This window comes from Helicobacter suis, assembly GCF_902196125.1.
GTDB classification, from domain to species: Bacteria; Campylobacterota; Campylobacteria; order Campylobacterales; family Helicobacteraceae; genus Helicobacter; species Helicobacter suis_B.
The window spans coordinates 1-25140 of sequence record NZ_CABIKG010000018.1 but is presented as its reverse complement, the minus strand read 5'-3'; the positions used below and the strand labels follow the sequence as shown (position 1 = coordinate 25140).

Genomic DNA, 25140 nt, shown 5'->3' with positions numbered 1-25140 from the left:
CATAAATGGTACGCAACTCCTCAAAACTTAAAGTTTTAAAGGTTTCAAAATCTAGCGCCACCCTCATTGTAGCCAACTTGGGATATAGTTAGGATCATTGATCGCGATTTCTTTGTTTTTAAACACCGCCGCATAGACTTTGCCCAAACCAATCAGTAGCTTAGTTGTATCCTCCTTATTAAAGTGGCGCGAGGGCTTTTTACACACATGTAGGCAAAACTCCTCTAGCTTTTTTAAATTCCAATCTAGCTCTTTGCAATAGAAGTGAACGCGTTTAATTTGATTGGGTGTAGGGCTTGTTGGCGTGCTTGGTACAATAAAGTGGGGGTTAGCCCCATTTAAAAAGGCTAGTGTATCTATTAGTTGATCAATGCGCAAATACTTAGAGCTTGTGGTATTCCACATAGCCTCTAACCAGCCCACCCATTCACCATTAGCGAAAAGGCGCTTATACTCCGGGTGCATGTGAATTTGTTTTAACAAACTTAAGCGGTACTTCTTTTGCTTTGTCGTCATGCCTAATCTTAACAAAATGCGCAAAAAATAACTTTAAAATATCGTATTCTATTGCTATGCAAGTTGTGATCTCACCGATTGGACAAATTAGCGGCATTGACGGGCGAACTTTCAAAATTGATACAAAAGTTTATGAGACGCTTAAGGCTAATAAAATAGACCTACCCATTGAGCTAGATCACTCAGGCCCCGCGATTGGCTGGATCAAAAATTCTAGTTTAATGCTTAATGGCGATCAAATTTTAGGCAATGCAGATTTTAATAGCGCGGGTCAAGCCGCTCTTAAAGATCGGAGCTATCGCTACCTTAGCCCAACTTATTTAGTTGATGATGATAATAATGTGATCACCATTACCGGGCTAGGGCTAGTTAATAAGCCAAATATTCTAAAACAGGCATTAAATTCACTAAAAGGAGTAACCATGAATGAGTTGATCGAAGAAACAGAAAATACAAACAATGATGAAGCTTTTGATCTAAAGCTTGAGATTGAAAAATTTAACACCCGTTTAAGTAGCATTGAAGAGCTATTAAACAGCCTATCAAGCGCGATTAAAGAGATTAAAGATAAGCCCAGATGAACAAGAGAAAGAGGAGCAAGAGGAGGATACAACATTAATTGAAGCCCACCAAAGTGTGCTAAAAACACTTGAGCAAAATAATGCCATACTTCCAAAGCGTTTGGCCTCTTTGCATAAGTTATGCGGCTCTCCTGTATTTAAGCAATTTGTAGAGCTTTATAGCCTTGAGGCCAATAGCCTTTATCATGCTAAAAAGCTCAAAATAGATAAAGAGCAAACCCCTAACCCGCTAGAATTAGAGATTAACAAACAGCTAGCCCCCTTCATTTAGCGCAAAAACTGCTACGCGTGCATGTCAAAATAGGGCATGCAAAATTTTAGCCTAGAGATTTTAGAATCTAAAGCAAAAGCGCTTTTAATCAATCAAGAATTAATTAGTAAAGAGTATTTGGCTTGGGCGTATTCTGAGGCGCTAGAGTTTAGCCAGAATCATAACGCGCCAGCTTATGCGCTCTATGATTTTGCTTTAGCGCGTCTTAAAAGATTGCTTAAAATTCCTTTTAGTGATGAAGATGCCTTAATCTATCAAAACGCCATTAAAGCCATTCAATCTAGTTTAAAAATTGAGCCACTTAAGGCTAAAAATTCCCAAGTACGCCGGAGGGGGTTTGCCTTATGAACTTTTTAGACAGAAGTATAGATATTTTGATTCAAATTTTCCCTAGCGTGCTTTTTATCCTTGAGCCTAAAGAGATCAAAGAACCCGGGTTATTTGTGCAATTTGCTAGCCTAGAAAAAGTTAATGCCCAATGCGTGGCTATTAATGGGATTTTGTATTGTGCATTATTAGAACGAGATGTACGCGCTATAGCTAAACACATTGATCCGCTGATTGAAATGTTTAATAAGCGCTATGGCTTTTTAGATGGCAAATTAGAGTTTAAAAGCTTGCAGGGCTTTAGCTTTGAAGACTTCTTAAGCGTGTTTGCTATTTCTTTTCAAATCCAACTAGCAAGGAGCTAATATGAAACTTAACCAAGTTAAAAAAATCATCATTCATTGTAGCGCCACACCAGAGGGGCAAGACTTTAGCGCTAAGGATATTGATAGGTGGCATAAAGAAAAGGGGTGGGAGGGGATAGGCTATCACTTTGTAATTAAACTAGATGGCACTATTGAGCAGGGGCGCGCACTTGATTGTGTGGGCGCGCATTGTAGGGGGCATAATAGCGATTCTCTAGGGATTTGCTACATTGGCGGCCTAGATAAAAATTATAAAGCTAAAGATACCAGAACTCCGGAGCAAAAAGAGGCACTTAAAAGCTTATGCCTAAAATTATTAAAAGAAAATGTAGCGGCTAAGCTTTATGGACACCGTGATTTTGAACCTAAGAAAGAATGTCCATGTTTTGATGTGATAGAAGAAAGCGAGGATTGGTATTAATGTTTAAATTTAATTTTAACCTAGATAAATCCCAGCGAATTGAGCTTTTTATTCTCTTTGTTAGCTTAATTCAAGTTGTCTCACTTGTCTTTATAGTAGGCGAGAGTTATAGCCTATTAAGTCAAGCAGAAACCCAGATACAACGCCTAGCCTCCATTGATGCCCAACTTGATAAAGTAGAGCACAAATTAGATAAGGCAATTTCTGTAATACAATCCCATGAATAATCAAGACTTGATCATCTTAGGTATTTCAATCAAAGACTACATTCAATACATCTTTATGGTGTTAGTGGGCTTTTGTGTGGGCGCGTTATTTGTGATGCGTACAATCTCAAATGAGGATTTCAAAAACCGCCTAGACAAAATTCGCTACATACTTTGGGGAATAGGCTCCAGTATGTTAACTACTTGGATCGCCTTTGAGGCTTTGCAGTTTTACACTTCTTTGCCAACGGGATTAATTACAGCAATTTCGGGGGGTATTGGCTATATCGGGGCGGAGGTGATGGGCGATTATCTTTTAAAGGTGCTAAGCAAAAAGCTAGATGTACCTTTTGATAAAAAAGAGGATAAAAAGTAATGTTTAGCATTGATACTAAAAGCATTGGCATAGCTTTAGCTCTTGCTATTTTATTAGCGGGGGTGGGCTTTGCGTGGTGGTATCTTAAGCGTATTTTAGTGGAGCGTGAAACTTGCGCGCTTGCACTAAATGCACAGAATAAAGCGATCTTAGATCAAAATATCGCCACAGAAAACTACATTGAAAACCTAGAGAAAAATAAAGAGGCAATTAAAGCGCGCTATAGAGCGATTAAAGATGATATTAATCTAATGCGTCACAAAGAATGCATTCAAGAGCGCACCCAACTTGAAAATATCAAAAAGGCTTTAGAAGTCTTTAAGGCTAAGAATTGATGTGGGCATTGCTAGTTAGCGCGTTTATGTTTAGCGGGTGTATGCGAGTCTATAAGCCGGTGTATATCCCTACTAGCTGTAAAATCCCAAAGAGAACACGGCCTAGCTTAAACGCGCCCACTCTAGCGGAAGATATTTCCGAACTTTTGATCTATACCGAGTTGTTAGAAGAAGACTTAAACTTTTGTACAAAGGAATTACATGGGACAAAAAGATAATTTGTATCCCAAGCGACTATAATTTGCCTTTTGCAGTGTCGGCACGGCAAATCTTAAATGGTGTGTTGGAGTGTGGGTTTAAAATAGTTGTTGCAAAGCAATATTTTCCCTACATTCATGGCAAGAAAAAATTTGCAAGGGTTTTGTTATGCGAGAAGTAAAACTTGTGTTATTACACGGAGCACAGTACCAACACAGATCTCAAAAATAAAACGAGGCTAAGGCGCGGGTTAGAATTAACTTTTAACCTTTAGTCAGTGTGGCCAGAGATTTATAAGATGATCAACCAACTTACATTTTTGAAACATCTAAAGCTCTACCCTGCATCATCATAACCCTATGCCTCTTTGCTCTTGGTGAGATCTTGCCACCAGCGTTTAACCTTACCATAGCACACCTCAAAGACATTTTTATACGGTTCGCTTTCATAGCCAAAGCTTTCATGGAGTTTGAGCAAGAGTTCTTTTTGTTTTTCCTCTAGCTTTTTGGGGTAGATAATTTTTACTACCGCAATCAAATCGCCATAGCGCCCTGTATTTACATCTTTTACTCCCTCGCCTCTAAACACAAACTGCGCGCGATCACCTGTATTAGGCGGGATTTGTAACTCTAATTCTTTCTTAAGAGAGGGCACCATAATTTTACTGCCCAGTGGAATAGAGGTGAAAAAAACCGGTACCTCTATATAAATTTGGTTACCATCGCGTACAAAATGCTCATCTTCTCCCACCACCGCCTCCACATACAAATCCCCGCGCATGCCCTTTTTGTATTCATTGCCCTTAGAAGACACACGGATACGCATCTGTTGATCAATACCCTCTGGCACATTGATCTCAAAACTCTCTTGGGCTAAGATAAAACCCTCCCCCTTACACGCATTGCATTTTTCTGCCACAATTTCCCCGCTACCCTGACATCTAGGGCAAGGACTAGAAAGAGTCATAAAACCCTGCTGGATAAAAGTCTGTCCTCTGCCCTTACAACTGCTACAAGTTTCTAATTTGCCCGCCTTAGCCCCGCTACCCTGACATGTAGAACATAGGGTTTTATAGTCTAACTTGATGGTTTTTTTACAGCCAAAAACCGCCTCTTTAAAGCTCAGTTTTAAAGGCATGCGCAGATCTTTAGGGATTTTGGATTGTTTTTGCCTTGTGGCATTGCCAAAACCAAAGGCGCTCCCAAAAATTGAATCCTCCCCAAACAGGTTAGAAAAAATATCTGAGAGATCATTAAACCCTCCCATACCTCTACCCTCTAAACCTTCTTTGCCATAGCGATCATAAATTTGGCGCTTCTCATCATCGCTAAGCACGCTGTAAGCCTCGCTAATGCGTTTGAATTTTTCCTCCGCCTCTTTATTATCCGGGTTGTAATCAGGGTGGTACTTGCGGGCTAGTTGTTTGAAGGCTTTTTTAATGGCCTCCTTACTCGCGTTTCTTTCCACACCCAAAAGTTCGTAATAATCCATAAAAATAACCTCATCTTTTGGTTTAAAAAGGGGTATTTTACCCTAAAAATTTTATTCCGGTTCATCCGTGGTAATTAGGGGCTTCTTTAGTGATGTCTACATCGTGTACATGGGACTCTTTAAGCCCGGCCTGTGTGATTTGTACAAACTGGGCATTTTGAGTAAGGGTGGGAATATCCTTAGCGCCTAAATAGCCCATAGAGGATCGCAAACCCCCTACTAACTGGTAAAGAATATCAGCCACTCTGCCCCTATAAGGCACGCGCCCCTCAATGCCCTCTGGTACAAGTTTTTCAGAGGCTAACCCCTCTTGAAAATAACGATCCGAACTGCCCCTACTCATCGCCCCAATGCTACCCATGCCTCTATAACTTTTATATTGCCGTCCTTGATAAATGAGCATGTCCCCGGGGGATTCTTCTGTACCGGCTAATAAACTCCCTATCATCACACAAGAAGCCCCCACAGCTAAAGCCTTAGCCACATCTCCTGAATATTTAATCCCGCCATCAGCAATAATGGGGATATTATGTTTGCTTGCCTCTTGATAGCATGCATCAATAGCACTCATCTGAGGCATGCCTACACCGGCTACAATGCGGGTTGTACAGATACTTCCCGGACCAATGCCTACTTTAATCGCATCGGCTCCTGCATTGATTAAATCTTTACTCGCCTGTGCGGTTACGACATTGCCCACCACCACATCTACGGCTAATTCTTTTTTAACCGCCTCTAGGGTTTTAATCACATTTAAAGAATGCCCATGTGCGCTATCTAAAACTAACACATCTACCCCAGCCTTTACAAGAGCGCGCGCCCGCTCAATTTGTTTAACCCCAATGGCCGCACCCACTCGCAAACGGCCTAGATGATCTTTATTGGCCTGTGGGTATTCAATACGCTTTTGGATATCTTTAATGGTGATAAGCCCTTTTAAAATGTTGTTTTCATCTACAAGGGGGAGTTTTTCTATTTTATGTTTGTGCATGATGGCTTGGGCTTGCTCTAAACTCACGCCTGCTTTAGCCGTGATAAGCGGGGCTTTAGTCATCACCTCTTCTACTTTTTTAGCCCAATTTGTTTCAAAACGCAAATCGCGATTTGTCAAGATACCAATTAACCTATTTTCCTTATCCACCACAGGTACACCTGAGATTTTATAATTATCTGTAATCTCTTTGGCCTCTGCTAAACTGGCGTCTGCATAAATATAAATAGGATCGTGAATCACCCCGCTTTCACTCTTTTTAACTTTCAAAACCTGTGCCACCTGCGCGTTAGTGTCCATATTTTTATGAATCACACCCATACCGCCTAACCTAGCCATAGCAATGGCGCTTTGGTATTCTGTTACCGTATCCATAGCCGCACTAATAAAGGGGATATTTAAATCAATGTGCACGCTTAAGCGCGAATTTACACTCACCTCTTGGGGCAGTACAGCAGAAAAACAGGGTACAAGTAAAACATCTTCAAAGGTCAAGGCTTTTTGGATTATTTGCATACTTCTCCTTTAAACTCAAAATCTACCTCCTCCTCCAAACCAAAGGCCACATCTAAAATATCTTGTTCTGCAAAAGCACGCCCGATAAGCTGCATGCCAATGGGCAAACCCTCCTTACTCTGTGTTATAGGTAAAGAAAGAGCGGGTAAACCGGCTAAATTCACCCCCACGGTGTATACATCGCTTAAATACATCTGCAAGGGGCTAGTATGGGCGTTAAACTTAGGCGCAATATCTGGAGCTACGGGGGCTAAAATCACATCTACTTCTTTAAAAAGTTTGTTGTACTCAGCCTTGATAAAGGCGCGGGCTTGCTTTGCTTTTAAATAGTAGGCATCAAAATACCCGCTACTCAGTACAAAATTACCTAGCATAATGCGCCGTTTTACCTCTGCTCCAAAACCCTCGCTGCGGCTTTTAATATAGAGTTCTTTAAGGCTATGGGCTTGTGCACGCCTGCCATAGCGCACCCCATCAAAGCGCGCTAAATTAGAACTCGCCTCCGCTGTGCTTAAAACATAATAGGCGGCTATGGCGTATTTGCTATCTGTCATTTCTTGATGCAAGATTGTATGCCCCATTTGTTCTAGTAGATGTGCTGTATCAAAATAGGCGATGCGCACCTCTTCACTAGCCTTTTCTAAATAATGATTAAGTACCCCAATTTTTAAACGCCGCTCTTTATTGAGATTTTTAAAGGTTAAAGAGCTCTCTAATTTGGCACTTGTAGAATCATGTGGATCGTATCCACTAATGGCATCTAATAAAAGCGCGCAGTCTTCTACATTTTGGGTTAGGGGGCCTATTTGATCCAAACTAGAGCTATAAGCAATCAAACCATAGCGACTCACCCGCCCATAAGTGGGCTTAAGCCCTACACAGCCACAATAACTAGCCGGTTGGCGAATCGATCCACCTGTATCACTCCCTAAAGCAGCAATAGCTAATCCCCCCGCTACAGCACTCGCACAGCCCCCAGAACTCCCCCCAGCCACGCGAGTTAAATCTTTAGGGTTTTTCACAGGTCCATAAAAACTTGACTCGCTAGTACTGCCCATAGCAAACTCGTCCATATTACCCCGCCCAAAGGCACACATTCCATTTTGTTGCAAGTTTATAATAGCAGTAGCGCTATAAGGGGCTTTATAGCCTTGTAAAATCCGGCTAGCACATGTAATCTCAGAGCCCTCTACATTTATGTTATCTTTAATAAGAATGGGTACGCCTGATTTACTTGTCTCTGGTGGGCAGATGTAGGCATTAAGTTCTAAATTCTCTTGGACTTTCTGGCTAATTTCTTTTTTGAGTTGCTCTAAATCTGAGCCACCTAAAGACATGGCTTGTTTGAGACTTAGCATGTTTCTCCTTAGATTGTAAAAATTTTCTAATCTTAGCAAATCGCGATTAAAAGTTAGCCGGTTTTAAGGGCTAGAAAATATTGACTTGGGGTTATATTGTTTTTAAAGAAAGTTTATAAAGGCTGGTAGCCACTTGATAAAAGAAATGGGAGTAAAAACAAATCATAATAAAAATACAAAGACCCCTGAGGTAAACCCTCAAGGGTCAAAAGGAGGGGGAATGCAACATTACCCAGTTAAACTTAATCTAATATTAAAAATGCGCGTGGATTAGCCGTTTTAAACACTAATCACTAGCGCTAGAGCTTGCCAAGCTTTAGTTAAGCAAATTAAGACGCCTAAAGATTTTATGTGATAAGCGCCGGAGTGAGATTTAAAAGAAAAATTTTTGTAAAACTCAAATGAAGCGAGGCTATATCACTCCATTTTAAGAACTAAATGCGGGTAGGATTTTTATGGGTTAGTATGTTGGCCTTCAATAAAATTAACAATTCTTTCTATCTCCTCCTCAGCCACATAGGGGCCATGGAGGCGTATAGGTGCGTTGCTGCCTGGCTGGATTAAGAGCATATCGCCCTTACCTAAGAGATTTTGCGCGCCCTCTGTGTCTAAAATAACACGCGAATCGATCTTAGAACCCACTTTAAAGCTGATTTTACAGGGCAAATTGGTTTTAATAAGGCCGGTTAGAATATCTACACTGGGGCGTTGGGTGGCAATAATAAGGTGTAAACCGCTTGCTCTTCCCATTTGGGCGATACGAATAATGGGGGTTTCTACTTCCTTTCCGCCCACTAACATTAAATCTGCTAATTCATCAATGATAAATACAATAAAAGGGAGTTGCTGTTCTTTGTTTAGCTTTTTATTATAGGCATCAATGTTTTTAACGCGCTGCTCACTTAAAAGGGTATAACGCGCTTCCATTTCCTGCACCATTTCATTAAGAATACTAATAGCTTGCTGTGGATCTGTAATAATGGGGGCTTTTAGATGGGGGATATTAGCATACATGCTAAATTCTACCCGTTTTGGATCAATCATTAAAAATTGTAGCTCTTTTGGCGTGTTTTTATAAAGTAAAGAGATGATCATGGCATGCATGCCCACACTTTTACCACTGCCGGTACTCCCTGCGATAAGAAGATGGGGGAGGGTTTTTAAATCTAAAATATAGGGTTCTCCTAACGCATCTTTACCCAAAGCTAAACTTAAAGCTGGCCCTTGTTCAAAGGCCGGGCTTTCTAAAATCTCTCTTAAACTAATGGGTACACTCTTAGCATTGGCTATTTCAATGCCCATTGTATCTTTGCCCTTGATAGGGGCTTGTATACGGATAGACTGGGCGCATAAAGCCATAGCTAAATCATCTGCTAGGCTTAAAACCCGGCTCACTTTAACATGGCCAGCGGGGCGGAATTCAAAGGTGGTTACTAGAGGGCCTACATGGGTATTAACTATTTGGCCTTCAATTTTAAACATGCGCAATTTGGCTAAAAGATTTTGACTCTTTTCTTGAATCTGCATTTGTGGTTGTGGTGTTGTTAAAATGGGATTGAGTAAATCAGTGGGGGGTAATAAGGAGGGTTTAGAATTGGCTAACTTTGGCATAGATGGATTTTCTAAAGAGTGGCGTTGTTGGAGTAAATCTAGGTGTGCAGAAATATCTAAGGGGGGAGGATTAGAAGGAGGTTGATTGGAGGGGGTATTTTGCAGATTAATTAGGCGTACTTGGAGTGTATCCTCTTTGGGGGTTTCTGTATAGTGGCTAATCTTAACTTTAAAAGGCAGGTTTTCATTCTCAAAAAAATCTTTATGTAATGGGGGGCTTTTAGGGGAAGTTTTAACTTTAAATAGCGCATTAGCGGTGCTATTAATGGTTGTGATGGCTTCTTTAAGCTTAGCTGGGATAGAGCGATAAATTGCCTGTAAGTGTTTTAGAGCGCTAGTAAAACTTTGGGGGAAGAGATTAGAATAGGCATATATCAGAATTACTAAAGCCACAACCCATGCCCCTAAGGTCCCAATATAATCTAACATCGCCTCTAATAAAGCCATGCCAACCTCCCCCTTGTGTAGCAGTAAGGATTGGATAATTAGCAAGGCTAAAAACCCTAATAAGCTAGCCAAAAGAGATTGTAATGCCCTTAGACTTTTTTGGCGGATTAAAAAAGAAATATAGAGTAAATAAAACACATCTACATAGGCAATATATCCTAAATAATGGAAGTGTAAAGCGGCTATTAATTCTCCAATAGAGCCAAGTAACCCACTTGATCCAAAACAAGTAGCTAACAATAAAACCAGTAAGCCACTATAAAAACCTAGCCTAATATTTTTCCCTCTCATAAACCACACCACACATATCCATATAAGGACAGTATTCACAATTATCTTTACTAGGTCTTTTTTCAAAGGACATAGTAGAGGTGAAGTTTTTTAGTTGGTTTAGTAGTTGCTTTTGTTTAAAACCCACAACTTGTAAATCTTCCTCCAATAATTCACCTTTTTTAAGATCATAAAAATATACCCTAATGGGGGTGTTTTTTAAATTTAAAGAAGAAGCTAAAGCTAAATGATAAATACTTAGCTGGTAATCTTGGCTTTCCTCCATGTTTTCTAAAGTGTCTACTTTTAGTCCACTTTTATATTTATAATCCAAAATCGCATAACTGCCATCTTTTAGGTAATCGATGCGATCAACAAGCCCTCTAAATGTAAACCCAGCAATAGCTGCTTCAAATTTCTTTTCACAAGCCCACACTTCTTCAGATTGTAAAATCTCTTTTTCTTTTTCAAAAAACGCACCCATTTTATCCACCGCCACTTCAAACTCTAAGCGATCCAAAGCGCTTAGTTGTTCGTTCCGTGCTAGTTCTAGCAAATCAGAGGCTTTAACAGGGGTGTTTTTGTGTTCTTCATAATGCTTCTTTAAAAGATTATGTAAAAAAGTACCCATGTTAAATTTATCTTCAGAGGGAGGGGTTAAATTTTTGATATATTTAAGATAAAAACGGCGAGGGCAGGTTAAATAATCATTAAAACTAGTGGCGCTAAAGCTAAAGCCCTCTGACACTTTGCCTTTACACTCTTCCTCTAAATACTCGTGTTTGTTTTCAGGGGGAAAGAGAGTGAAGTTTACCGGGCTTATTGTGTTTAAATTCAGTTCTAAAAGCATTTTTGAATGAGTCGTTTTATCATCAATGTAGTAGGCAATGTCTACTTGTTTGGTGTTTTGCAAAATTTGGTAATAGTAATGTTTTTGTAGATTTTCACGATCTTTAAGGGTTGGGATATTAAGGTGTGCACGGGTTGTACTATTTAAAAATAAATCGTGATCGGCAATACAGGGGACTAAATTGTCTGTAAAATCTAATAACACCACCCGCTCAAAAGATAGCCCGCGGCATTCTAGTACATCTAAAACCCTAACCTTACCTCCAGAGACATCATCAATGCGTTGTTTTTTTAATTCTTGTAAATAGAGTTCTAAGAGATTAGCTAGGGAATAGTCTTTTAATAAAGATTGAATTGCCATGAGGTTGTTATAAAAATCTTGCTGGAAATCTTGGAGATGTTTAGGGGGGGTGGGATAAATCTTCTCCATTAATTCTTTACACACCCTATCAAACTCTTCTAAGGGGGAGGCATTTAAAGGGGGCGGGTTTGTTTGTAGGTTTTTAAGGGCTTGAAAATAGGCAAAATAAACCCATTGAACATCTTGGCCATGGGCAAGGTTGAGGTTATTTTTTATATCTAAAAGCTTAAGGTGGGCGATGATAGAAGAATCCGGAGTAATGATTGCTAGAGTGCTAGGATCTAACCCATCTTCTAACCATTCTTGTACCCTTAAAAGGGCTAAACCCACTTGTTCTAAACGGGTTTTAAAACAATAAACACGGATATTATCTACTTGTAAGTTTTGCTGTTGCTTTTTTACAATAGCTGGTTTACCTTGTAAAAAGGCTGATAAGTCTAGTTTATAGTAGTGATCTTCTTCTAGGTCTAATTTTAAAAAGCCTAAAAAATCTTTATTATAACAATCACAATTAACATGTAAAAATACAGGTACTAAAGAGGCCACTTTAAAAAGTAAGCGCTGTTCTTGCTTATTTAAAGAACCCTCCAAGTAAAACTCAATGCGTGTAAATTTTTCAAGTACAGTAGATATAAGGGTAGGCTCTATACGCAAAATTGGATCGTAGAAACGATGCTTTTCTAGCTGTTCTTTATAATGGGCTAAGATACGCTTTAACACCTCCAAATGGTTAGCATAATCGCCATAAATATCTTGGCTTTCAATCTGTTCTATATCCAGATCAAAAATAGCCAACTCATTAAAAAAATGCGCCACAAATGTACTGCTGTCTAAATAGCCTAAAAAACTCTTTTCAAACACTAAAAGGTGTTCTGCAGAATCGGGTAGATGTTGGGCGACTTCTTTAATGGCATGGGCTAAGAGTATTTGGCGTACACTTCTAGGGACTTTTAATAGCCCCTCTATAAAACTAATTTGGCTGTAAAATTCCTCTACACTCCAAACCACAGGTAAAAACCCATCTTGCTCTTTAGCATAAAAAGCGTTGCAGGCGCGCCTACTACTAAAGACATATAAAACCGGTTTTTCCTCTAACATTTAGCCTCCTGTAATAAATCTTTGGCTTTTTGAGCGATATTTTGCGGGGTAAAACCAAAATGTTCAAAGAGAAGTGAGCCGGGGGCAGATTTTCCAAAACTTTGCATATTAAGCAACGCATCTGCAAATCTAAACCACTCTAAACCCCTACTCGCCTCAATAGCAAGTACGCGCCCTACAAAAAGTAAATTTAGATATTCTTGATCTTGCTCTAAAAGTAAATCAAAACAGGGGACACTTACCACCTGTACAGCAATGCCCTGCTCTTCTAATAAGTGGGCGGCTTTTAAGCTAATTTGTACCTCACTCCCGCTACTTGCTAGGGTAATTTGAGCCTCATTGGGACTTTTGTATAAAACATACCCCCCTTTTTGTACATAATCAGAGGATACAGGGGGCATGATCTCTAAACTTTGGCGTGAGAGTACAAAAGCACAGCTAGATTTAAGCCCCAAAGCCACTTGCCAACATGCTACATTTTCATGGGCGTCCATAGGTCTAAACACATAAAAATTAGGTAAAGCCCTTAAATGGCTTAAATGTTCAATGGGCTGGTGGGTAGGGCCATCTTCGCCAACCCCGATACTATCATGGGTAAAAATATAAAAAATGGGTATCTGCATTAAAGCACTTAAACGCAAACTAGGGAGCAAATAATCGCTAAAGACAAAAAAGGTCGCACAAAAGGGTACAAATAAACCATAGTTAGCGATTCCATTACTAATAGCTGCCATAGCATGTTCTCTAATACCAAAGTGTAAATTGCGCCCAACATGGGAGGGTGTGTAATCTTTTTCTTGATAAAGTGTGGTGTTAGTAGAGGGGGCTAAATCTGCACTCCCTCCTAAAAATCCTTGATAAGCTTGGCTAATGGCATTTAAAATTTGCCCATTACTTGCACGCGTAGCAAGGCTTTCTCCTGTTTTAAAATGAGGGTAGATCACTTGGCTAAAATCTTTAGCTTGCAAATGGGTAATTTTATCTTGAATAGCCGGTGTGATTTGTTGCTCCCAAAGATTTTGCAAAACCTCGCCTCTTTGCATGTTAAAGTGCAGAGCAACTTCTTTAGGGATATAAAAAGGTTCAAGAGGCCACCCACAGGCTTTTTTAGAACTCTCAAGTGTTTTTAAGCCTAAAGGCGCGCCATGTACTTTAGCACTCCCCTCTACCCCTAAAGCCCCCTTACCAATTGTGGTTTTAGCAATAATAAGCACGGGTTTAGTGCAAGTTTTAGCAAGTAAAATTGTTCTATCTATCTCTAAAAAATCATGCCCATCACAGCTAAGTACCTCCCAGCCTTGTGCTTTAAAGCGCATAGCAATATCCTCACTAAAGGCTAGATTGGCTTCTCCTTCAATGGTGATAGAATTACTATCATAAATTACAATTAAATTATTAAGCCCTAAATGTCCGGCAAAAGAGGCGCTCTCATAACTAATCCCCTCTTGTAAATCCCCATCACCACACAGACAATAAACTTTATGAGAAATAATCTCCCCTAAAAAATCCTTAGCAAGAGTGCTAGCAAGAGCAAAACCCACCGCATTAGCAAAACCTTGCCCTAGTGGGCCTGTTGTGATTTCAATTCCTTGAGTGTGCCCAAATTCTAAATGTCCGGGAGTTTTAGAATCAAGTTGTCTAAAGGCTTTTAAATCCTCTAAACTAATCTCAAAGCCCCAGAGGTGCAAAAGCGCATACACTAAAGAACTCGCATGCCCGCCACTAAAGACAAGTCGATCGCGATTAAGCCATTGTGCATGTTTAGGGTTTAAATTAACATGCAAGCCTAACACCACCGCCACATCGGCTAAACCTAGCGCTACACCCGGGTGGCCGCTATTTGCCTTTTCTACCATGTCTGCACACAAAAAGCGCAGGGTAGTGGCCATTTTTTGTAAAGTGGGTAAATCCTCTTGGCTAAGAGGGAGTTTAGAAAAGTGCATGGCAAACCTTTAGTGGAGAATGGGGCTATTCTAACAAATTGCTCTTGTCTATGCCTTTAAGATGTGTTTTGCCTCTTGTAAGTCTAAACTAATTTGGTGTTTGAGGCTATTTAAATTGTCAAATAAAGCATTATCCCGGATTTTTTGTACAAAAAAAACACGCATGGAGGGGGGTGGAGTAGAAAAAGAGGTGTTTAAAACATGGGTTTCAAGCGCTATTTTTCCATCAGTACTCAATCGATTCCCTAAAAAGCTCACGCTAGGTAAATAATTTTCAAGAAAGCTTACATGGGTTGCATACACCCCAAAACTAGGTAATAACATTTCAGGATTAATTGCCATATTAAGGGTTGGGTAGAGTTTTTGACTGCCAAGACCCTGCCCAGAGATAATAGGCCCCTCTAGCATAAAAGGGTGTCCTAAAAATTGGCAAGCTAGAGACATATCCCCTTTTTTAATGCATTCTTTGATGTGATAAGCATGTAAAGAAATGCCCTTAATTTTGATCTCAGGGATTATCTCTAGGGCAATTTTAGGGTTTAATAAAGCCCTTAATGTATCAATGCTACCCAGACGGTTATACCCAAATCTAAAATCATAGCCCACCACGATTTTTTGTAGGCGCAAGAATTTAGACTCAATAAGACGGATAAATTCTAAAGGTTTTAATAAAAAAGCCTCTTCTAGGGCTAAAAAATACACCTGATCTACCCATTTTTTTAATAAGTGTTGGCGGTAATTAAGAGAGCTAAGGGCTTCTTTGAGATTTGTTTTATCCACCACTAATACCGCACTTTGAGGGCCAAGGGCCTGTAATAAATGCTGGTGTGCGACATGCACGCCGTCAAATTTGCCAATGCTTAGGCTTAAAGTAGTTGTATCGCTTAAAAGAGATAAGAAATTTTGCATGGATTTCACCAGTATTTTGTCGTTTTTTCAAATATAGTTTAAAATATAGTTAATTTGGTTAAAAACCATTGATAAGGGGTGAAATGATAGCAGAAAAAAAGCCTGCTGATGCATTTTTAAAGGATAAGACGATTTTAATCACGGGAGGTACGGGGAGTTTTGGCAAACAATGTACCCAAGTTTTATTAGAACAGCACAAACCCAAAAAGGTTATTATTTATAGCCGTGATGAACTCAAACAATATGAGATGGCTAAAACCTACAATGATTCAAGAATGCGCTTTTTTATCGGAGATGTACGCGATAAGGATCGCCTTAAAAGCGCTTTACAAGGCGTAGATGTGTGTATCCATGCCGCCGCGCTTAAACAAGTCCCTACAGCTGAGTACAACCCGCTAGAGTGCATTAAAACTAATATTTTAGGGGCTAGTGCGCTAATTGAGGGCTGTTTGTCTGCACAGGTAGAACAAGTCATTGCTTTAAGCACAGATAAGGCAAGTAACCCGATTAATCTTTATGGCGCAACCAAATTGTGTAGCGATAAACTTTTTACAAGTGCTAATAACATGAAAGGCAGCGCGCGGACTAAATTTAGCGTGGTGCGCTATGGAAATGTAGTGGGGAGTCGGGGTAGTGTAGTCCCTCTTTTTAGAGAGTTAGTCAAATTAGGTGCAACACAAATTCCTATTACAGATACGCGCATGACGCGCTTTTGGATCACTTTAAAAAAGGGCGTGGCTTTTGTACTTAAAAGTTTAGAACGCATGCATGGGGGCGAAATCTTTGTGCCTAAAATCCCGAGTATGAATATTGTAGATTTAGCTAAGGCTTTAGCCCCACGCATTCCAATACAAATTGTTGGGATTAGACCGGGGGAGAAATTACATGAAGTGATGATTAGCGCAGATGATAGGGCTTTAGAATTTGAGGATTTTTATATCCTAGAGCCCACGATTACTTTTCAAACACCTATTAATTACACAAAAACCCTTTTAGGGGAACAAGGTTTACCCACCCCCGAAGGATTTAGCTACAATAGCAAAGATAACCCTTGGTATCTCACAGAAAAAGAGCTTTTAGAGATGGTACATGCTCTCTAGTCTAACTAATAGCACACTTTTACAGGGTAAAAATATCTTACTTTTAGTGAGTGGGTCTATTGCTGTTTATAAGGCTTTAGATTTGGTGCGCATTTTTGTAAAAATGGGGGCTAATGTACGGGTTGTGATGAGTGCGGGGGCTTGTAAATTTGTAACCCCGCTTAGTTTTGAGGCCTTAAGCCATTTTAGTGTACTAACCGATCAAAATGAACGGTGGAATATGCAAGAGCAGGCCGCTAATCATATCACTTATGCCAAAGCAGATTTAGTACTCTTAGCACCAGCTAGTGCAAACACCCTTGCTAAACTTGCCAATGGATTAGCAGATAATGTACTTACAGCGACTTTTCTAGCTAGCCATGCCCCTAAAATCATCGCCCCAGCCATGAATACACAGATGTTAGAAGCACCCGCCACACAGCAAAACCTAGAGCGGTTAAAATCTTGGGGTTATACAATAGTAGAACCAAAAAGCGATCTGTTAGCTTGTAATACAACTGGTAAAGGGGCATTAGCAGAAGCCATAGAGATAATAGGGGCTAGTGTTAGGGCTTTATATCTTGATTCTTTTTGGCAAGGTAAAAGAGTAGTGGTTACCGGTGGGGGGAGTGTAGAGGCTATTGATTCTGTGCGCTGTATTTCTAATATTTCTAGCGGTTTACAGGCAAGTTCTCTAGCTTTAGCCCTCTGGCTTAAGGGTGCACAGGTGGTTTTTATCTCTAGTACTTCTGCTTTATTGCCAAAGGAAATTACAAACATTCAGGTTAAAAGCGCACAGGATTATTTAAAAGCCCTTAAACTTGAGCAAAATTTTTATAACCCTCCCTTTTTATTCATGCTAGCTGCTATTAGTGATTATAAAAGTGCGCATGTTTATACCGGTAAATTAAAAAAGCAAGATTTAGGATTCACTTGGAATTTAAAATGTGTGCAAAATCCGGATATTTTAAAAAGTTTAGAGGGGTTTTATAAAATTGGTTTTAAGGCTGAGCAATCTATACAGGCCTTAGAAAATGCTAAAAAACTTTTAGAGCCTATAGATTTGGGGGGTAAGGGTTGTAAAGTTGTGTGTTTAAATTCCACTCAGGCATTAGGCGCAACTGATAATCAAATGGTTTTATTAAGCCAAGTAGCAAGCCAGATCACTAAACGATTGAGTAAATTTGATCTAAGTTTTGAGATTTTAGACTTTGTACGGGATACTTATAATCCATGTTAAATCCTATTAGTGCTTTACAAAATCTTTCGCTACTCCAAGAACTTTTAAAAGACACACAAAACACCCATAATTTTAACGCCACTTTGCCGCTTTTATTAAAAGTCTTAGAAAAAAAGGGGGATCATAAGTATTTATTACAACTTGGTAATCAAATTTTAGAAACCAAGAGCCAAAAAGAATTAATGCTAGGAAAAACTTATTGGGCTTTGATGCATAAAAGTTCAGTAGGGGCGACCATGCTTTCAAATCTTATAGCCCAACCTCCCATTAGCGAACAACTCAAAGACGCGCCGCTTAAATTTGAATTAAAAGATTTGCCTAAACTGCTAAGCCAAGAGCATTTTCAAGATTATAAAGAAACCTTAATCCATCATTTTGCCCACGCCCACACCCGCCAAGATTTTTTAATGTTGGGTAATCTTTTACTCTCTTTACACCACCAAGTGGCTAGCTTTATTATTCAAGATGGCCACCAAGAGGCTTTTGTACAATTCAAGGCTAAAAAAGAGCAAGAACGGTTAGAGTTTTATGCCCTATACCCCCATTTAGGGCCTTTAGAGGGGGTGGTTTACAAACAAGAGGGGGGAGTTTGTTTATCCTTAGGGGTTTCTTATGAAAGTGTAGCGCAACATCTTAAGAATAATCAAGATCAACTTAAAGGCTTTGAGCAAATCCAGATTTTTGTAACAAAACCCCCCCAACCGCTTTTTAATTTTGAGCAAAGTTTACTAGATACTAGGGGTTAATTAGGAAAACCATAAGCATTAAGCGGTGTACTAGATTTTAGGGGGAGGTGTTTATTTAAGAGATTAGCTTGCATGGCCATAGTCTCATTTAAAAAAGCCAAATGGCGGGTTAATTCTAAAAGTAAGCGCAATTGTAGCCCCTGTGCTTGTTGGTTATAATTTGCATAGGCTAGGGCTTTAGCATTGGGATTTTTTGCTTGTTTTAAATCTGAGGCTAAATGAGAATTAAGGGCTTTGATCTGTTCTTCTAAATGGGTGTTAGAAAAATTCTCTTGTAATTGTTCTAGGCGTTTATCAAGAGGAATCAAAGGCATTTGTTTAGAGTCTGGATAAAAAACTTTAGCTTGGATTTGTTTATAGTGTTTAAAATCCCCCTTTAATAATGCCTCTTGCATGTCTTTAAGATTTTCTTGATACTTCTCTTTAGCCTCACTAGCTTGTACGCGTTCACAAAGCAACATACTTAGAGGTTTAGGCGCTAAAGGGGGGTTGTGGTGTTTAAGAGTTTCTAAAATTTGTTTGGCTTGTGGGTGATCTTGGGTGAGTGTAGCGGTGTTAAAATCTAGCCAAGGACAAGCTTTTTGTAGGCGGGCTAATTGGATAGTTTGGAATTTTAAATAATCTTGCATACGCCTTTGTAAATCTTTTTCTTGAATCTGAGCCGTTTTAAGTTCTTGTTCTAAATAGGTTTGCATGGGCTCTAATGGGGCAATAGAGGCTTGCATGAATTCTTGAGTCTGTGTTAGAGTGTCTTTGATTTGTTCTAAAGTATTGGCTTGGCTTTTAGCCCGGTCTAATAATTGCTGGAATAAGCGCAAATTCTCTTGTAACTTAGCAATCATAGTACTTTCATTGGCATTAGAAGTCGCTAGCTTAGCATTAGCTTGTGTATCCAAAGTGATCATGGCTGCAGCTTGTAATAAACCTATAAAACAGATAAGCCAAAATTTCAGATAAAATCCTCTAAAAGCGCGCCTAAATAAATACCTTGAATAGAGGTGTGGCACTTTTCTTTAATTTTAGCCGCTCCATTGACAAGCACATCGCTTTTAATCCCATGTGAAATAGAAATTTTAGCCTCTAAAAAGGCACTTAAACGATCGCAAAATTTTAAAAGACTCCCACACATGCTTTTATACTGATCTTGGTTATATTCTTGCCACAATAAAGCATCAGTTACAAAGATCACCTCTTTAGTCTCTGGGTGGATATAGCGATCTTTAAATTCATCTTGGGTAAAGTAGAGTAAATCTTGCTTAAAATCAGGGCTGACATATTGTAAAATATTTTCCTGCATAGCGCGCGCCTCTAAAGATTTTAAATACATATCCAAACCTAGTACGCCATGTTTAATTGGAGAGATAATATCACGCGTCAAGACTTCGGGTAAATCATGGAAAAGCCCACCTAAAAAGTGATTGATACGCATTTGCACACAAGCTTTTAGATCAAAACTAAGTAAAAAGGCACATAAAGCCACAAATAGCGCATGGCCTAAAACACTGGTTTGTGGGACTCTTGGGGTTTGACTCCAACGCTTTTGGAATCGTAATTGCCCAAACATAGAAGCTAGCAATTTGAAATGGGGTATATCTAATAGGTGTGCATGCTGGGATAGTGCATCGTTTAGATTTTTTTGAATATCTTTAACCCCATAACCATGCGGATAGAAATTTGCAATAAAATCAAATTCCCAAGCAGAAACATAGTCATGGGCGGCTTTTAATAGTTGGTGTTCTATATCTGTGGGGGGTTTACAAAAATAGCCATGCATGTGCTCAAAAAAAGCATATCCGCTTACCTCATCTTTTAGCACGCCCCAGACATAATCAGCAAAAGCCTCCCGGTGTTTTTTGAGTAATTCGTGATAAATGGGGGGTTTAATATCTGTTAACACCACGCGGCTTAAAAACTCAAAACAAAAATAACGCAATAATTTATCCCAATTAATGCCTACATGGTGATTAGCTAATAAAACCACCACCATCGCCTTATGCGCTTGTTTGTCTAATTCGCTAAATTCAATCGGGCAGGCTTGATCGTTCCAACGCCTAATAGAAGCCGCCACAAACAAACGGCGCAACAACGCGCTTTGTAAGTGGGGTTTTTTCTCTATCATAAATATTTAGGAACAGACTCTTTTAAAAGCGTTTCTAATTTAGAATCGGCTGTAGGCTCGCCAATGGCACTAAACTTCCACTCGCCATTATGTTTATAGAGTTTGCCTAAAATCATAGCCTCCTTACCTGCAAAGGCGACATCTTTAGCCACATTGTAAGAAGCAAAGATAGTTTGTACTCTCTCTGGTGTGCCCTCATAGAGCCTAATACTAGCAAAGGGGATTTTATCAAAATCAATATGGGTATAGGAGTTGAGTACAAAGACTAATTGCTCGATGGCTGGATCTAGACTATCTAAAGCAAGGCTAATAATCTCATTATCCAAGCCATCATCGCCTCCCACATCACCTATGCGATCATCTCCGCTATGCTTGATCCCACTGCTTGCATTTTTACCAAAATACACACAATCTACTAGGCGCTTATTTTTATCAAATAAACCCACGCTCAAATCTAAATCTACCGCTTCGGTCTTGGTATTACCAAAAAAACCCTTCTTACTAATAGCTCCCCAATTAGCCCCCACACAAAAGGATTTAAGGGCATTACCATCTTCTTTTTTAAGAGAAATTTTTTGCCCCTTAACTAGACTAACCATGAAAGCCCCCTAAATATTTACACCAAATTGTTTACAAAAACCCGCTAAGCCCTCTTTAAACCCTGTACCCACAGCGGCAAATTTCCATTCATTATTATCTCTATAAAGCCGCCCAAACATTAAAGCGGTTTCAATAGAAAAATCCTCTTCTAAGTCGTAACGCAAAATTTCTTTCCCATCGCTTTCATCTACAACGCGTACAAAGGCATTTCTAACCATGCCAAAATTTTGTTTACGCTCATTAGCTTCATGGATAGTAACTACAATATTAATTTCTTTAACATCAGTAGAGACTTTAGATAAATCAATTTTAATACTCTCATCATCGCCCTCACCGGCTCCAGTGCGATTATCCCCGGTGTGTACTACAGATCCATCTTTGCTTGTAAGGTTGTTATAAAACACAAAATTAGAATCATCGCTAACTTTGCCTGAAGCATTTGTTAAAAATGCAGAAGCGTCTAAATCAAACTCGCGCCCTGTATCGCTTGCATTCACATCCCAGCCCAGCCCCACAACAATTTTAGACAATCCGGGTTTTTCCTTACTCAAAGATAGCCTTCCGCCTTTAACTAAACTAACTGACATAAGTCTCCTTTATTTGATTAAATAAGCCCCCATTCTAACAGAAAAACAGACATTTTAGACTAAGTTAGTCTTTTAAAGCACTAAATCGTATTTAATAGAAGTCATAAGATAGCTACGATCTTGGGTGGTGGGGGCAAATTTAGGGTTAAAGGCTTCAAAATAGGCCACTTTATAACCTCTATGCATGCTTACTTGGTAGCCATTGATTCGTAACATCAAGTGGATATGTTTACCTAAATTGTACTCACATGTCAGACCTAGACTTTGTGCTTGTGCGCGCGGGGCAAAGGTGAGTTTGCCTAGTAAATACCAAGAGAAATGTTTAAATGCCCCACCCACACGGGCATGCAAGGTAATAGCATTGGCATCATAAAGATTGGTATAAGCATCTTCATAGGGGGTATCATCTGTGGTATCAAAAGAAACAGGCGAACCATTCCAGCCTAACTGGGCATTAGCATTGCCAAAATTCTTATATACCCCATAACCAAAATAGTAATCTTTGTAATAAAGCCTTTGGCGTACTAAAAGAGTAGCCGTATCCCGGCCTATTAAATTGCCCCGATAATAGGTTTTGGCTAGAGTAGCGCTATAAATGGGAAACCAAGCATAAATATCGGTTTGAATCTTCCACTGACCCGGATTAAAGGTTGCGCTTGCTTGTAAGCCGGGGGCGTTAAAATTTTTAGGATAAAACCAAAAGAAGGGTTTGATCGTGTAGTGCTTGGTTGCATAAACTAAAGAGATGGCATGCATACCATAATTGACACGGCGGCCGCTACTAAACTCATAACTCACAGGGGCGTAAAAATCCCGGATAAATTGGACATTGGCTAAACCTCTGCCATAGGTACTAAACCATGTAAGCTTGAAATTGCCCAGATGTAAAAAGAGCGTAAAGCCTTGATTATAACCACGCAAAAACAAAGCCTCAGAACTGATATAACGGCCTAACTTGATTCCAAAAATATCTTTGTAGGTGTAATTTAAATAGGCATTATATAAAATATAATTTTTAGCATGCGATTCATCTTCTGAGCGTACAGATTTCCAAGGCGCATTCATTAAATACCCTTCCCAGCGCCCCATATAATACCAGTTAGCCGGCTGCAAACCTGAATTAGGCGCGCTTTGATCTATTAAAGCCCTAGTTGAATCATAGGCTAATCCCCCCACTTCTCCACCAAGCCCTACACTTAGTTTATGTGCACTAACAGATTTTGGTAATAAATTAGCATCTACTTGTAGCGCCCCAATGGTGGTTACATAGCTACCAGTTGGATAAAGCCCTTTATCTGAATTGATGGGGGCGTTATTAAAACCAATGCGTGAGAATGAGCCGACATTGCCTGAAAAGTGATAATCAAAGGCATATAAATCCATAAACCCAAGTAAACTTCCAAGAATTGCGCGCGCAATATAAAAGTGCAAAGAGTGATGCATGGGTTATCCTTATTTTTTGATAAATTTTGTAAAACCTCCAAATTGATAACTAATAGAGGTCATAAGATAGCTACGATCTTGAATCGTAGGGGCAAATTTGAAATTAGGGGCTCTAGAATAGCCCACCTTATACCCGCGGTGTGTGAACACTTCATAATAATTAAGCCGTAGCATTGCGCGGATATTTTTAGTTACATTATAAAAACAGGTTAAGCCCAAAGCTTGCTCATTAGCCTTAGGCGAATAAGTAAGCCTGCCTAGTATTTCCCAAGAAAGCTTTTTATAAACAGCTCCCCCCCGCGCTACTAGAGTGAGTGCATTAGCATTATAAAGATTATCTAAACGGGCATCATAGGGGGTATTGTCCTTTGTATCGTAGTTAATAGGTGTACCAAAACGGGCAAACATCGCGTTTGAATTACCAAAATTCTTATAAACACTCCAACCAAAATGGTACTTATGGATCAAAAAATTTTGCTGGAATAAAAGAGAGGCTGTAAAATGTTGAATCGAACTACTGCGCCAGTAAGTAAAGGCTAAATCTTTGGCATAAATTGGAAACCAAAAGTAAAAGTGATTTTCTATACGCCAAGTTTTTAAACTCTGCTTAGTATCATAAGAAATTTGCCCCCCCGGGGCGCTATAATTTTTAGGATAAAACCATAAGAAAGTTTTAATATCCCAAGATTTATTTTTCCAAGAGAGATTGATCGCGTGCATGCCATAATTAAAACGCTTTCCATTGGCAAACTTATACTGCACAGGCGCATAAAAATCGCGGATATATTGCAAAGTAGAACGGCCCCGTCCATAACTACTAAACCAATCCAAACGCCAGCCCTTTTTTTGTACAAAGCATTCAAACCCTTGATTATGATCGCTTAAAAAGAGTGCATGGCTATGATAACGCCCCAGAGTACAACCCGCTATATCTTTGTAGGCATAACTGATATAGGCATTATAGATAATGTAATTATGAGCATATAGGCTATTGCCATAGTTAGACTTAGCCCATGGCGCATTTAATAAATAGCCCTGCCAACGCCCAATATAATACCAGCCAGCGGGTTGGTATCCGGCATTAGGATCGCTTTGATCAATGAGGGTTTTTGTTGAATCAAAGGCTAAAGCGCCTAGTTCTCCTCCAATGCCTGCTTTTAGTTTATGCCCACTTACAGATTTAGGCAATAAATTAAGATCAATTTGTAACATTCCTACGGTGGTAACATAACTCCCTGTTGGGTAGATTCCCTTATTTGAATTGATGGCTGAGTTGTTAAACCCCACGCGTGAAAACGAGCCAACACGGCCACTAATTTTATAATCAAAAGCAGATAAGCAAGAAAAAGAAAGCAAGGGTATCCAAAGATTTTTAAACTTCAAAACCAGCCTTGCAAAAGTTAAGATGAGAAATTTTATGACCTTGCAATTTTAGCAAAAAATCCTAGCAAAAATAGAAAAAACATCATTACGCGTTTTTGTGTGTGTGGGCTTAAACTTATTAAATAAAAAGCGCCTTGAACGAATCTTTAAATATAATTTAATTTAATCAATTGCACTGTAAAGTCCCTAGCTTTAGCTAGGGGGAGTATGTTCCCTACTAAAAAATATTCCTGAAAGTGGGGCACTCAAGCCGGAGGCTTTCAAAAAGATAATTATAAATTCTTAGCTAACTTTTTTAAATACGATAGCTTAGGTATTGTGGGCGCACAAGTAGCGGGCATGGCCGATCTGATCATTGATCATTATAACGCGATGGTATTTGGTTTGTTTAACACTAATTCACATTGTTATGACGGAGTAGATTTTTTCCATGAACAACACCCAATTAGCACTAACAAAACCGCAAGTAATAAAGGTAGCCACAACTTAGATCAACAAGGTTT

At 39.4% G+C, this 25140-nt stretch carries 25 protein-coding genes and 1 pseudogene; 12 read left to right on the top strand and 14 right to left on the bottom strand.

All coding sequences use genetic code 11. The features are described from left to right. Positions 1-63: 63 nt before the first annotated feature. Positions 64-516 carry a hypothetical protein gene (locus G6Q00_RS07180; protein WP_163532607.1) on the bottom strand — a complete coding sequence of 151 codons (453 nt, stop codon included), beginning with the start codon at positions 514-516 and terminating at the stop codon, positions 64-66. 65 nt (positions 517-581) lie between these two features. Here G6Q00_RS07180 and G6Q00_RS07175 point away from each other — a divergent pair, with 65 nt between their 5' ends. The 8 genes from G6Q00_RS07175 to G6Q00_RS07140 are packed head-to-tail and all read left to right on the top strand — an operon-like array spanning position 582 to position 3398. Then, positions 582-1097 carry a phage protease gene (locus tag G6Q00_RS07175; protein ID WP_163532606.1) on the top strand — a complete coding sequence of 172 codons (516 nt, stop codon included), beginning with the start codon at positions 582-584 and terminating at the stop codon, positions 1095-1097. A 55-nt stretch (positions 1098-1152) separates the two neighbouring features. Beyond that, positions 1153-1368 (top strand): hypothetical protein, encoded by a 216-nt coding sequence (locus G6Q00_RS07170; protein WP_163532605.1) that lies wholly within the window; start codon positions 1153-1155, stop codon positions 1366-1368. A 36-nt stretch (positions 1369-1404) separates the two neighbouring features. Beyond that, entirely contained in the window at positions 1405-1716 is a 312-nt protein-coding gene (locus G6Q00_RS07165) for a hypothetical protein (RefSeq protein ID WP_163532604.1), read from the top strand. Continuing rightward, complete coding sequence (locus G6Q00_RS07160) at positions 1713-2060, top strand: hypothetical protein (protein WP_163532603.1); 348 nt, start codon at positions 1713-1715, stop codon at positions 2058-2060. The genes G6Q00_RS07165 and G6Q00_RS07160 overlap by 4 nt, the downstream gene beginning before the upstream one ends. 1 nt (position 2061) lies before the next feature. Beyond that, entirely contained in the window at positions 2062-2481 is a 420-nt protein-coding gene (locus tag G6Q00_RS07155; protein ID WP_163532602.1) for an N-acetylmuramoyl-L-alanine amidase, read from the top strand. Beyond that, the gene (locus G6Q00_RS07150) at positions 2481-2708 is read left to right on the top strand and encodes a hypothetical protein (RefSeq protein ID WP_163532601.1); all 228 of its coding nucleotides are present in this window, start codon (positions 2481-2483) and stop codon (positions 2706-2708) included. Before G6Q00_RS07155 ends, G6Q00_RS07150 begins: the two co-directional genes overlap by 1 nt. Next, a complete protein-coding gene (locus G6Q00_RS07145) occupies positions 2701-3063 on the top strand; it encodes a holin (protein ID WP_163499832.1) in 363 nt (120 codons plus the stop codon). The genes G6Q00_RS07150 and G6Q00_RS07145 overlap by 8 nt, the downstream gene beginning before the upstream one ends. Continuing rightward, positions 3063-3398 carry a hypothetical protein gene (locus G6Q00_RS07140; RefSeq protein WP_163532600.1) on the top strand — a complete coding sequence of 112 codons (336 nt, stop codon included), beginning with the start codon at positions 3063-3065 and terminating at the stop codon, positions 3396-3398. The genes G6Q00_RS07145 and G6Q00_RS07140 overlap by 1 nt, the downstream gene beginning before the upstream one ends. Positions 3399-3953: 555 nt before the next feature. Here G6Q00_RS07140 and dnaJ read toward each other — a convergent pair. From dnaJ to G6Q00_RS07105, 7 genes are all read right to left on the bottom strand, one after another. Beyond that, positions 3954-5087 (bottom strand): molecular chaperone DnaJ, encoded by a 1134-nt coding sequence (gene dnaJ, locus G6Q00_RS07135; protein WP_163532599.1) that lies wholly within the window; start codon positions 5085-5087, stop codon positions 3954-3956. Positions 5088-5148: 61 nt separating this feature from the next. After that, complete coding sequence (gene guaB / locus G6Q00_RS07130; RefSeq protein WP_163532598.1) at positions 5149-6594, bottom strand: IMP dehydrogenase; 1446 nt, start codon at positions 6592-6594, stop codon at positions 5149-5151. Beyond that, positions 6585-7952 (bottom strand): Asp-tRNA(Asn)/Glu-tRNA(Gln) amidotransferase subunit GatA, encoded by a 1368-nt coding sequence (gene gatA, locus G6Q00_RS07125; RefSeq protein WP_205426568.1) that lies wholly within the window; start codon positions 7950-7952, stop codon positions 6585-6587. Before gatA ends, guaB begins: the two co-directional genes overlap by 10 nt. Positions 7953-8405: 453 nt before the next feature. Next, positions 8406-10367, bottom strand: a complete 1962-nt coding sequence (locus G6Q00_RS07120; protein ID WP_163532596.1) for an FtsK/SpoIIIE family DNA translocase — start codon at positions 10365-10367, stop codon at positions 8406-8408. Further along, positions 10282-12588: a PD-(D/E)XK nuclease family protein gene (locus G6Q00_RS07115; RefSeq protein WP_163532595.1), complete on the bottom strand. Its 2307-nt coding sequence runs from the start codon at positions 12586-12588 to the stop codon at positions 10282-10284. The genes G6Q00_RS07120 and G6Q00_RS07115 overlap by 86 nt, the downstream gene beginning before the upstream one ends. After that, complete coding sequence (gene tkt, locus G6Q00_RS07110) at positions 12582-14531, bottom strand: transketolase (RefSeq protein ID WP_163532594.1); 1950 nt, start codon at positions 14529-14531, stop codon at positions 12582-12584. Before tkt ends, G6Q00_RS07115 begins: the two co-directional genes overlap by 7 nt. 48 nt (positions 14532-14579) lie before the next feature. Beyond that, positions 14580-15440 carry a bifunctional riboflavin kinase/FAD synthetase gene (locus G6Q00_RS07105; protein ID WP_163532593.1) on the bottom strand — a complete coding sequence of 287 codons (861 nt, stop codon included), beginning with the start codon at positions 15438-15440 and terminating at the stop codon, positions 14580-14582. A gap of 83 nt (positions 15441-15523) precedes the next feature. Between G6Q00_RS07105 and pseB the strand changes: the two genes are divergently transcribed. From pseB to G6Q00_RS07090, 3 genes are read left to right on the top strand one after another with little or no spacing between them, the layout of a single operon-like run. Next, a complete protein-coding gene (gene pseB / locus G6Q00_RS07100; RefSeq protein ID WP_163532592.1) occupies positions 15524-16540 on the top strand; it encodes a UDP-N-acetylglucosamine 4,6-dehydratase (inverting) in 1017 nt (338 codons plus the stop codon). Further along, positions 16530-17759, top strand: coding sequence for a bifunctional phosphopantothenoylcysteine decarboxylase/phosphopantothenate--cysteine ligase CoaBC (gene coaBC / locus G6Q00_RS07095; protein ID WP_163532591.1), 1230 nt, complete (start codon positions 16530-16532; stop codon positions 17757-17759). The genes pseB and coaBC overlap by 11 nt, the downstream gene beginning before the upstream one ends. Further along, on the top strand, positions 17753-18505 hold the full coding sequence (locus tag G6Q00_RS07090) for a hypothetical protein (RefSeq protein WP_163532590.1): 753 nt from the start codon (positions 17753-17755) through the stop codon (positions 18503-18505). Before coaBC ends, G6Q00_RS07090 begins: the two co-directional genes overlap by 7 nt. Here the strand turns inward: G6Q00_RS07090 and G6Q00_RS07085 are convergent. The 6 genes from G6Q00_RS07085 to G6Q00_RS07060 all read right to left on the bottom strand — a co-directional run bounded on the left by G6Q00_RS07085 (position 18502) and on the right by G6Q00_RS07060 (position 24637). Further along, the gene (locus G6Q00_RS07085) at positions 18502-19410 is read right to left on the bottom strand and encodes a hypothetical protein (RefSeq protein WP_163532589.1); all 909 of its coding nucleotides are present in this window, start codon (positions 19408-19410) and stop codon (positions 18502-18504) included. The genes G6Q00_RS07090 and G6Q00_RS07085 overlap by 4 nt on opposite strands. 44 nt (positions 19411-19454) lie before the next feature. Continuing rightward, entirely contained in the window at positions 19455-20624 is a 1170-nt protein-coding gene (locus G6Q00_RS07080) for an HD domain-containing protein (protein ID WP_430750796.1), read from the bottom strand. Further along, on the bottom strand, positions 20621-21223 hold the full coding sequence (locus G6Q00_RS07075) for a TerD family protein (protein WP_163532588.1): 603 nt from the start codon (positions 21221-21223) through the stop codon (positions 20621-20623). Before G6Q00_RS07075 ends, G6Q00_RS07080 begins: the two co-directional genes overlap by 4 nt. A gap of 9 nt (positions 21224-21232) precedes the next feature. Beyond that, entirely contained in the window at positions 21233-21811 is a 579-nt protein-coding gene (locus G6Q00_RS07070) for a TerD family protein (protein ID WP_163532587.1), read from the bottom strand. A 72-nt stretch (positions 21812-21883) separates the two neighbouring features. Further along, positions 21884-23194, bottom strand: a complete 1311-nt coding sequence (locus G6Q00_RS07065; protein ID WP_275896774.1) for an outer membrane family protein — start codon at positions 23192-23194, stop codon at positions 21884-21886. Positions 23195-23263: 69 nt separating this feature from the next. After that, positions 23264-24637, bottom strand: a complete 1374-nt coding sequence (locus G6Q00_RS07060; protein ID WP_275896773.1) for an outer membrane family protein — start codon at positions 24635-24637, stop codon at positions 23264-23266. Positions 24638-24946: 309 nt separating this feature from the next. Between G6Q00_RS07060 and G6Q00_RS08830 the strand changes: the two are divergent. Beyond that, positions 24947-25140 (top strand): annotated as a pseudogene (locus G6Q00_RS08830) (Mu-like prophage major head subunit gpT family protein); the annotation flags it as partial.